At 38.6% G+C, this 11,081-nt stretch carries 5 protein-coding genes; 1 reads left to right on the top strand and 4 read right to left on the bottom strand.

Annotated elements, in window-relative coordinates; translation table 11 throughout:
* Positions 1–1,184: 1,184 nt before the first annotated feature.
* The 4 genes from CCE82_RS12255 to CCE82_RS12240 all read right to left on the bottom strand — a co-directional run bounded on the left by CCE82_RS12255 (position 1,185) and on the right by CCE82_RS12240 (position 8,172).
* Complete coding sequence (locus CCE82_RS12255) at positions 1,185–5,453, bottom strand: GW dipeptide domain-containing protein (protein ID WP_086429636.1); 4,269 nt, start codon at positions 5,451–5,453, stop codon at positions 1,185–1,187.
* 337 nt (positions 5,454–5,790) lie between these two features.
* Positions 5,791–6,219 carry a GNAT family N-acetyltransferase gene (locus CCE82_RS12250; protein ID WP_086429635.1) on the bottom strand — a complete coding sequence of 143 codons (429 nt, stop codon included), beginning with the start codon at positions 6,217–6,219 and terminating at the stop codon, positions 5,791–5,793.
* 253 nt (positions 6,220–6,472) lie between these two features.
* Positions 6,473–6,943 (bottom strand): DUF2538 family protein, encoded by a 471-nt coding sequence (locus CCE82_RS12245; protein ID WP_086429634.1) that lies wholly within the window; start codon positions 6,941–6,943, stop codon positions 6,473–6,475.
* A 23-nt stretch (positions 6,944–6,966) separates the two neighbouring features.
* A complete protein-coding gene (locus CCE82_RS12240; RefSeq protein WP_086429633.1) occupies positions 6,967–8,172 on the bottom strand; it encodes an LCP family protein in 1,206 nt (401 codons plus the stop codon).
* Positions 8,173–8,407: 235 nt separating this feature from the next.
* On the opposite strand from CCE82_RS12240, the gene CCE82_RS12235 reads away from it, so the two are divergent.
* The gene (locus tag CCE82_RS12235; RefSeq protein ID WP_167370980.1) at positions 8,408–10,057 is read left to right on the top strand and encodes a phospho-sugar mutase; all 1,650 of its coding nucleotides are present in this window, start codon (positions 8,408–8,410) and stop codon (positions 10,055–10,057) included.
* Positions 10,058–11,081 lie beyond the last annotated feature (1,024 nt).

Here is an 11,081-nt window from a genome sequence, read left to right as displayed (position 1 = left end):
GGCTGATACCATTAGCCCAGCTTGCAGAGTTGGCTTACGCAAGATATTGAACCGCCGAGTACGGAACCGTACGCTCGGTGGTGTGAGAGGACGAATAGTCAATTAATGACTATTCTCCTACTCGATTTATGTATTGAAACAAAAGATGTGCCCATTTTGGCTTTGCGACATTTTCAGATTTTAGAATTGTCTTCGGTTTCTATGGACTTGTCTGGATGATTGACATTTAAGGACTCGCGTTCCCAGGGGACTTGCCTCAACTAAATTTGGCTTGATTTAGGTGAACACTGCATTGAAGCCAAATTGGATTTTCGGCTGCGTCTGATCCCTCGGGAGTCTCGTCCACGTTTACAATCATCCAGACTGAGTCCATAGTAATTGGGTAATGCGAATAATCTTGAACATGCAGAATGTAAATCAAAATGAAGTTACAATACAAGGAAAAGTGAGTCAAGTTTTCACCAAAGATTTTTTCATTTTTGGGATGCGCTTTATTTTTGTGACTGACTCTGATTTTGTGGGGAGGAGCGATGAATGTTGTGTGAACTGACATTTAAGGACTCGCGTTCCCAGGGGACTTGCCTCAACTAAATTTGACTTGATTTAGGTGAACACTGCATTGAAGCCAAATTGGATTTTCGGGAGCAGTACAGAAATCTCATGTGTAACAAAGATTTCGTCTTACTGCCCCCGCAAGGCTGACTAGACTTCTCAAAAGCACAAGCATTGAGAAGTCAGACAGCTACTGCGATAAACAGTATTAACTATCAAAGTATAAAGAATTTGTATTAAGTATTTCTTTATCCCTCGGGAGTCTCGTCCACATTTACAATCATCCAGACTGAGTCCATAGTATTGGGTAGTGCGAATAATCTTGAACATGCAGAGCGTAAATCAAAATGAAGTTACAATATATGGAAAAGCGAGTCGAGTTTTCACCAAAGCTGTTCTTCATTTTTGTGATGTGCTTTACTTTGTGACTGACTCTGATTTTGTGAGGAGTAGAGATGTGTATGGTTTTGTGATTGATATTTAGTCCTCTGAGAATGCGAGGGGAGATGAGGCGATTTGTAGCTAGACTTAGTGGTATGTTTTGACATCAAGCCCATTGCAAACTATCCTGAAATATTAAAAAAGAAAGCTCTAATCACCGTAAAGATGATTAGAGCTGCTTTTTACTGTAGTTACTTTTTATACACATCGACGTCGAAGTATTTACCTTGTTCGCCAATTTGATCGTAGAAATATTTCATACGTTGTGCGTTTACATTCGCCCAATTAATATCAGTCGCATACTGATGTGTTGCAGGGTGTTGTGGGTTCCAACGCATACGATACAATGTGTTTTGACCTGAACCGATGTATTGATCACGGATGAATTTCGCGCCACCAACAATTGCTTTGCTGACTGTATCCCAGCCGTATCTTTGCGCTGTTTTAAAGCCATTGCGTATAGCGTCTGTGTCAATCGCACCGATACCAAACATGTTGTAATATTTAGGTTTGCCCGTCGTTACGACGTTATTGTTTTTATCGACGCGGCCACCATTTGCAAGTTGAGATTTCCCATTACCTGTTTCTAAAAATGCGTGAGACATTAAATAAATTTCATTAATATTATGCTTTTGAGCTGCTTCTTTAAACGCGGCACCTTGACCTTCTAAAATACCTTTGCCTCTTAACAATTTATTGAGTTCTTCAACGCCGAGGCCTTGATATTTATCAAGTTTTAAAAATTGATAGATAAGCGTCGGATCTTTTTCAAGTGCTGCGGTATTCATTGCTTTTTCAGTTTCTGCACGATTCGCATTGACCCATTTGCCTGCTACACGTTGGACTTGAGGCGGGTAAGTCAGTGCCATTTGTTTGTCGAGTGCTGATTTCAATGTGCTACTTACTGCCGTGTGTTGAATTGATGATGTACGTAAGTCAGCTGCTTTAAGCCACCCTTTCGTTCCGTTTTGGAATGCACCATAGTACCAAGTAATCCCGTTAAGCACGGATGTTTTCTCAACTTTGAAAATTTGTTGATAAAAGGCTTTTAATGCGCCGGCTGTTTGAGTATCTCCAACTTTCGCATAGTAATAACCGTTTTTGTTCGTAATGACATAATCTTCAATTTTCTTTAAAGTTGTCGTCGTTGCACCTTTAACTGCAGTGTTGGCTGCTGTTTTAAGACTTGCGACTTTTGCGGTTGCAGCAGTTAAGTCTTTTTGATTAATCCAGCCCAATTTATGATTCACTGAACCTAATAGGAACGTATCATTGCCGACTTTAACAGATTTTACAGCTGTAAATAGACGACTTGTTGCATTTTTTAATGTGTCGATACGTTGCTTCTCTGTACCCCAAGGCATTGAGTAGAGGCCAGATGTTTTACTATTCACATTGAAAGTGCCTCTGACTGATTTTTCTGCCCCTAAGCTACGTGTTGTGACATCTTTCGCATAAAACCAACCGAGTGGTGTACCACCTGTGTTGTTTTGCAGTAATACGTAATCTTCATTGTTAGCTGAAGCAGTTTTCATAATTTTATAAGTTTGACCTGCCCATCTCGCTGCACTTTTTGCTGTTTTGTCATAAATAGAAGCTTTTATACCGCTGTTATTCGTGTTGAGTTGTCCCATTTCAGAAACGGTTTTCGTGAGACTGCTTGCTGCTACTTTTTGCGCCGCTTTTTGTGCTGTTAATGCTGTTGAATTAATCCAACCTGATAATTTGCCGACTGTACCATACAAGTATGTTGCTTTGCCTACAGTTTGAGATTGTGTTGCTTTGAATGTTTGTGTTGCAGCACCTGTGACTGTACCAGCAACTTGTTTACTTGTACCCCAAGGAACGGCATACAATTTCGCGCCTGCTTTAATGTTATAGTTTTGGCTTACTTTGGATGGTGCTTTACTTGTTTGATAATCGACATCAGACTGTTTGACCCAACCGATATTTGTTCCTTTTGCATAGTCAGTTACTAAGTAGAATGATTGGCCATTGACACTTGCTTTTTTCGTTACTTTTAATGTTTGATTTGTGGCTGAGGTACTTTTACCAGTTTTATCATAAACTGTTGCATATAAGCCACTATTTTTATCTTTAATTCGACCTAGACCTGTGTCAGTTGTTACTTTTAACGCGGTATTTGTTGATGGTTTTTGTTCATCTGCAACAACGCTACTTGCATCAATCCAACCTGTGACTTTGCCCACTGTACCGTAAAGCCATTTCGTTTTCGCAACAGTTTGTTCTTTAGTAGACTTAAATGATTGGTTTTTCGTACCTGAAACTTTACCAGCTGTTTGTGATGATGCACCCCAAGGCACTTGATAAACGGTTGTACCTGGTTTGACAGTATACGTTTTTGTTACTTTTTTCTCTGCTTGTGCGACTTGATATGTGGCATCGTTTGATTTTACCCAACCGAGTGCTTGATTAGATTTCGCATCGTTCATTAAATAGAATTTGTTACCGTTTAATGTCGCTTCTTTTGTAACTTTTAAAGTTGTATTAATTTGATTTGTCGCTTTACCTTTTGCATCATAAACCGTTGTGTATAAACCGCTATTCTTTGTATTAATACGGCCATAACCTGTTGTATTTTTAACTGTTAAGCCTTTATTTGTTGACGGCTTTGATGGTTTTGAAGGCGTTGAAGATGAGTTGGCTGGTGAGGCATAACCCATTTTCACTTGGTATTTTTCATTGATTAAATCATACAACTCATCAAAAGAATAACCATGTTGTTTTAAATAACCATGTGGATCCGTATGGTCAGTGCCACCTAAAAATCTTGAAACGGCATCATGCGTCCAAACTGTACCGCGACCATCATATTCGGCACTATCTGGTGAAAGGCCATAATATTGTAAGTTTGTCGCCGCATAATCCGCCATGTTGTTCATTTGACGTGCAAAATCCTCTTTACTGTGAACGTGAACGAGCTCGATATGAATAAAGCGTTGGTTCGCGATAGCACCCGCACCCCATGCTAAATAATCTGTGGGTTGTGTTTCGATAATGCGTTGACCATTAATAAAGCCATGCACAAAGGCGTTTTGGTAGTTATTTTTCATGTAGCTGATTTCGCCTTCAATTGTAGAGCGATCATTAGCGGTATCATGCACAATGATGCCTTCAGGTTTACCTACACCGTTACGGTAACCGTATTTAGGGAAGTAACTTGAGTAATCTTCTTCGTATACAGGCACTTTATAATTTTGTTTACGGATGTAGTCATTAATAGACGACTTTAACTGTGGTTGATAAGGTTTCGGCTTACTTGCGACGGCTGCACGGAAAGCTGTTTGCCCTGTTGATTGAAGTGACAGTGAAGCAGGGGGGCCGCCTTTACCACCAATACGTGGAGGTGTTGGACCGTCCGGATTGGCATTAATGTCTTTTTCAGATGATGCTTTCGCGATATACGACGTTGCTTTAGGGGATGTTGTTTTCGCATCCGCTGTTGCTTGCGTTTGCGTATCAGCTTGACGCGTCGTTGAAGCTGTTGTTTTAGCAGCTACTTTTGCATCAACTTTCTTTTCATTTGTCACTTGTGCACGGTTTGTCGCTTTTTCATCATTGTTTGTTGCTGATTGTGCCGGCTCTTGAGTTGCTGTTTCGGCAGTTGATTTTGTTTTTGTATCAGCATTTTGAGTTGCGACACGTTGCGTTTGTGTTTGTGCAGTATTTTTGGCAACATTATCAGCTTCTGTACGTGTAGATGCCTTTGCCGATGGGCTCGTTTCAGATTGTACAGTGTCTTTAGGCTGTGTTGTTGAAACAGCATCTTTATGTTCCGTTTGTGTAGGTACCTTAGCTGTATTGTCATCAGCTTGTGTTGTTGATGAAGCGCTTACAGAAGCGGATGGTGACTGTTGACCTTTTTCTGATTGTGTCTTTTGTTGCGCGTTTGTGTAAGATGAGTGATATGTATCTGGTGACACTTCTGCTTCTTCATGCGTATCAATTTCGTCTGAACTGTAAGGATATTGATTGGCATTTTCCGTTGTTGCTTGCACATCTTGCTTAGCTTTGTCAGCTGTATTTTGTTGTGCATTTGATGCTTCTTCATCTTCAGAAGCTGTCATAGATGATGTACTTTCGTCTGTACCATGAGACACAGTACGTTCTTTTGATGTCGCTTCATCATTTGTCGCAGTAGGCTGTGCGTCTTGTTGTCCAACTTCTACGCTATTATTTATTTTTGATGATGCATCGATTTCAGTCGTGTCAACTTGTGAAGGGTCTTTATATTCCTTTGAACCCGCTAGCGTTGGTGATTGCGTCGTTTGTTTTGCTTCATCAGCTTGTTCTAATGCGTATTGATCGTTAAGTACATTCGTAGGTGTTTTTTCAGGTGCAACTTGTTCGGCGGCATTGGCATGTTGTGCAGAAAATGCAGTCCCAGCCAATGTAAGTGCTACGATTGTAGGTGTTTTATAACCAAATTTTTTGACCATTTTATTGCTCCTTTTAGATAAAATAAAAAGTTGATTATTCACATTATAGAGTTATTGGGGGGCGATTTGTGTATTTTAACTGGATTGTAATTTAATTTTAATAATCGTTCCCCGTCTTTATATTTTCACTTTATTTTTGTTAACGGGAAATTGTTCATAAAAACATTAAATAATTAATAAGGGAATATTTTTGAATAAAGAAAAGTCATAGTAATAAAGTTCATCTGAATTAATTAATTTGAGAATGGTATTAAATGACTGAATTGAAATAGCATACAAAGAGACATATTTCAATTCGAGTCATTTCTATCAATAAAGAGGGAGTAATCGCGCGTTTCTATTCGGGGAGATACTTTTCCATGTTGAAGTGAGGAATACCGGCATCTAAAAATTCTTCACCATAAGTATGGTAGCCTAATGATTCATAAAAAGGGATGGCGTGTGTTTGTGCACCTAATTTAAAATGATGATACCCTTGTTTGTGCGCTTCTTGTTCAAGATATTGCATGAGTTGTTTTCCTATACCTAAACCACGTGCACTTTTTAATACTGCGACACGTTCCACTTTCGCGCTGCCTTCTACATTGCGAAAACGTGCTGTTGCGATAGGTTCTTGATTGTCGTTATAAGCGATGAAATAGTGTGCAGTATGTTCATGTTCATCAATTTCTTCTTCACGAGAGACACCTTGTTCATGAATAAATACAGTCTCACGAACGAAAAGGACGTCTTGATATTCTTGATCAGTTTCAACTTTTTTAATCATAAGGCTCATTCCTTTCATAAGCGTGTGAATTTAATGTTTATCATAATATATTTCTTAATGGAATAAAAGTATTTTTGAAATCGAATTGAGTGAGGTGTAGAAGCAGGGGAAAGAGGGCGCTTTTAAAATTCATATTTGCACGTAACTTAAGTTCGATGCGAAGGGTGATTTTATAAAAATTGAAAACAGGCTAGGGAAATTATATATGCCCTAGCCTGTTTTAATCAATGATATAACGTTAATGCGTCTGTGGTTACATTGCTTGTTGACGTACAAGGGCGGTATATTGCCAGAAAAGACGCATTTGTACGAGGTTCCAGTTGTTCATACCCATCGTATAGCCAGAAGGTTTGAAAATATTCACATCTGTCACTTCTAAAGCTGCGGCAACAAGATATTGAATAGGAACACTTAAATTTTGCATTGCTGGTGTTAAACCATTTTCATCATAAACCCAAGAAAACGGTAATGGCGATTCAAATACATCAATGGCATCAAAAATTTCAGGGAGGGCTACGATATAACATGCCCCATTGATGACAGGATTCGTTTCGCTCTCCTGATAATAAAGCAACAGTGCTTCATAATTTTCACGGTGCGTATGATTCACATAAAACAACTCTTGACGAAAATGCGCCATGTCTTTACTGTGAATAATTTGTTGCTCAAGCATATTGAAAATACCATTGATATGTCTAATTTTTTCTTGTGTATGACGTGCCATGTGTGAACCTCCTATTCATAGTATTATGAACCATCAGGATTTTGGTTTTGGTCAGGTAGGCCTTGCTGTTGATCGCCAGTCGGTTGTTGCAAGTCCGTCTGCTGATTATTGGTTGCATCGTTGGTATTAGCTGATTCACCTGTTTGATTTTGTTTGTCGTTATTATCATCTTTAGGTAATAACTTTTTGACATCTTGTAATAAAGAATCATCAAGAAATGTGAGCGGTGGAATTTCTCCATAGTATGCTTTAACACGCTCGATTAAAAATTGATTTCTATCTTTAATAGGTGCTAAACCTAAGTCTTTACGCAATAAGTTAGAAGTTTCAATCAGATTATCAACATCGGGATTAATGTAATAAATACCATTCAGTAATTCATTTTCACCTTTAAGTTGTTGTGATTTAATTTCTACATCATTTGCTAAGTAGTTTGTCGCGAGTGCTTTGATTTCAGAGTAACTTAAGTTGTGTTTTGAATTTTTTCCTACAATTTCAATGATATCATCTAATTTGTGTAAAGATTTAGTGTCTTGGGCTTTTTTGAACAATATTTTTAAAACTTCCATTTGTCTTTGCCCGCGCTTCAAATCAGAATCTTGCTTACGTGTACGTGTCACAGCAAGCACTTCATCACCATTAAGTTGTTGCTTTCCTTTTTTAAGCTTGATACGACCTTTGTCCATAGTATTCGGTTCATTCAAATCGTATGGGACATCAAATTCAATGCCACCGAGTTCGTCTACAGTTTTTGCAAAAGCTTCCATATTAATGCGAACATAGTAGTCAACAGGTACATTTAAATTGGCTTCGATTGTACGCATTGAAGCTTCTGGGCCGCCATATGCATGTGCGTGTGTAATCTTATCATAGTAACCTACTTTAGGAATGTAGCTTAACGTATCACGCGGAATACTGAGCAAACGAATTTGATGTTCGTCAGGATTCATTGTTGATAAAATCATCGCATCTGTACGGGATTGCTCGGCACTTTGTCCATTTTGTCTTCTTGTACTGCTGTCATCTATGCCTAAAAATAAAATGGAAATCGGTTGTTTCGCAGCATTGACCTTAGAATCTCTTAATTGGGATTGTCGTTCATCAGATTGTGAGAACGAGTCGTTAAAAGCATTTTTTGATGAATTAAATAAAGTGAATGCGAAAATTGCAGGAACAATTATAAGCATTAAAGCCAATAAATAGAGTAAATATTTGAGTCCTTTATTCATAGTGAATTGCTCCTAACAGGTATTTTTACATATGATTATATATTGTAATGCAAGTGTTAATTACTTTTCAATCATTTCATACATTTTCGTCCATTTTGTAGAGGCTAATCGATTTCTATGATGGAAACGACTTGTTCATGTATAATGAAATTAATCTATGAATGAGCGTGGGACTAACATTGTATACGAGCCCCATTGCTTTAAATTAATGAATCATATGAGGATGGTGGATGTTTTGAAAGCACAATGGATGTCACGACTAGATGAAAGTTTAGTACGAGAATTTTATGAAGAACAAACTGATGAAGAACGAGACGCTGGTTTTGAGGATGTATTGACATTTGGAACTGCAGGGATCCGAAGCACTTTTGGTATTGGACCTGGACGTTTAAATAAATTCACAGTTCGTAAAGTTGCACTCGGTTTAGCACAATATTTAAACAAGAAACAAGCCAATGCGACAGTAGTCATCCATTTTGACACACGTTTTTTATCTGAAGACTTTGGACGAGAAATCGCACGTGTGTTAGCAACAGAAGGTGTCAAAGTGGTATTGGCTGACAGTTATAAGTCAACGCCAGAACTTTCTTTTGCAGTCCGTCATTTACAAGCGACGGCAGGTGTGATGATTACAGCGAGCCATAACCCAAGTAACTACAACGGTATTAAAATTTATGGTGCAGATGGTGGCCAATTGTTGCCAGGAGCCTCAGAAGATTTAAGTCAATATATTAATGCGATTGAATCACCGTTAGACATTGAAGCACAGGCATTTGAAGTGTTACGTGACGCTGGAATGATTATGCCATTAGCTGAAGAAGTGACTGAAGCGTATAAAGCGGGCGTTAAAGCGCTTGTCGGCCCAATTGAATCACATGGCGCAAAAGTCGTATTAACAAGTCTTCACGGGACGAGTTTGCCATTAGGTGCGACATTACTGACAGAGCTTGGATTTGATGATTTTGTTATTGAAACAACACAATCTCAACCAGACGGACGTTTTCCTACTGTTAAAAGTGCGAACCCAGAAGAAGAAGCGGCATTTGAATATGGCATTCGACTTGCTGAACAAGAAGACGCATCATTAATCATTGCGACCGATCCAGATGCCGACCGTTTTGGATTTGTGGAAAGATATGAAGACGGGACGACACGTTATTTCAACGGTAATGAAATCGGCTTAATTTTAATGAAACTTCGCTATCAAGAACTCCAACCGACTGGCGATCAATTTTATATTATCAAATCGATTGTCACAGGTGCTTTAAGTGAAGCGTTCGCTGCTGCTTTAAATGTAGAAGTGGTCAACGTATTAACTGGCTTTAAGTATATTTCAGAGCAATTGCAACAACGTGAAACGGATGATGCACAACTCGTTTTAGCATTTGAAGAAAGTCATGGTTACTTGGCGAAAGACTTATCTCGTGATAAAGATGCGATTCAATTTATTCCGTTATTAGTGAAATATAAACAAATGTTAACGCAAAATGGTCTTACATTTAATGAGGTGTTAGAGGACATTTATGTGCAAATTGGTCGATATGAAAATGTGACACTTTCACCGACATATGTAGGTCAACAAGGAAGACGAAAGATTGACCAATTAATGACACACTTTAGAAATGATACGAGCGCTACGTTACTTGGTTTAAACATTGTGACGAAAGAGGATTATTTATCGCAACAAACGATGCATTTGGCTGATGGTACGACAACAGCGATTGATTTACCGCAAGCGGATGTGATTCGTTATACATTTGAGGAGGGCTTTATTGCGTTGAGACCGTCTGGTACGGAGCCGAAGATTAAGGTTTATTTTTCGTTGAATGTGGATGATTTTGAAGCAGTAGTTGAGGCATTTAAGTCGACGTATTTGCGTGAGTAAAAGCATTATCCCTCATTAGTTGAAAATAGGGCAAATGCTTACGATTGCTACCTATGGTCTCGCGTTCCCAGGGGACTTGCCTCAACTAAATTTGGCTTTATTGAGTTGTACACTTGAAGGAGGCCAAATTGGATTTTCGGCTGCGTCTGATCCCTCGGGAGTCTCGACCGGGTAGCAATGTAAAAAGTGACATTTTTCTTATTGTGAGAGCTGTCGCTTTTTCACGAAATGGTCGATTAAACATAGGTGCTGCAAAATCTTCAACTACAATAGAACTTTAATTTTCATCTCAGCGTACTCAGTCGATATTAAGGGGGAGAGAAGAAAATATGTTTTGATTGCAATCTTGGGTGTGTAAAAACAAAAATAGTTCTTTATCCAATGCGCTCGACCGGTTAGCAATGTAAAAAAGCGACATTTCTCTTATTGTGAGAGGTGTCGCTTTTTCACGAAATGGTCGATTAAACATAGGTGCTACAAAATCTTCAACTACAATAGAATTTTAATTTTCGTCTCAACGTACTCAGTCGATATTAAGGGGGGAGAGAAGAAAATATGTTTTGATTGCAATCTTGGGTGTGTAAAAACAAAAACAGCTCTTTATCCAATGCGCTCGACCGGTTAGCAATGTAGGGATGGGATTGGGACATTAAGTTTTCCAAATCCCTATCTATATATGGACTTATATCATTAAAGACGATAAAACCGTCGAAAAATGAGAGTGAATTAGATATAAAAAGGATGCTATGAGTTGTCTTCATTTCAGAAACTTGCCCTTTGTTTCCTGTATTTGGTGTGAGATTGCCCAGAAGGCTGAGACTCCTGAGGGATCAGCTGGCCCGGAAAATCCACTAACGCCTCAACAAATGAAACAGTTTAATCAAGCGTTAGTTAGTTGAAGGGCCAGCCCCTTGGAAACATATTAAGATAGTAGTGAAGAAATTATGACGATAGTTTCTTCACTACTTATTTTTTATAATAGGTAGTTGAGAGAAGTTAAATCGAGCTTCGCGTGGATTTAAAA

Origin of the sequence: Staphylococcus cornubiensis (assembly GCF_900183575.1) — a bacterium.
GTDB lineage: Bacteria > Bacillota > Bacilli > Staphylococcales > Staphylococcaceae > Staphylococcus > Staphylococcus cornubiensis.
Note: the sequence above shows the minus strand (reverse complement) of the source record. Positions and strands in the feature narration are given on the sequence as shown.

Bases quoted from the DNA above. Each gene is read 5' to 3' on its own strand.
- CCE82_RS12245 (WP_086429634.1), bottom strand. From the start codon at position 6,943: ATGGCACGTCATACACAAGAAAAAATTAGACATATCAATGGTATTTTC.
- CCE82_RS12240 (WP_086429633.1), bottom strand. From the start codon at position 8,172: ATGAATAAAGGACTCAAATATTTACTCTATTTATTGGCTTTAATGCTT.
- CCE82_RS12250 (WP_086429635.1), bottom strand. From the start codon at position 6,219: ATGATTAAAAAAGTTGAAACTGATCAAGAATATCAAGACGTCCTTTTC.
- CCE82_RS12255 (WP_086429636.1), bottom strand. From the start codon at position 5,453: ATGGTCAAAAAATTTGGTTATAAAACACCTACAATCGTAGCACTTACA.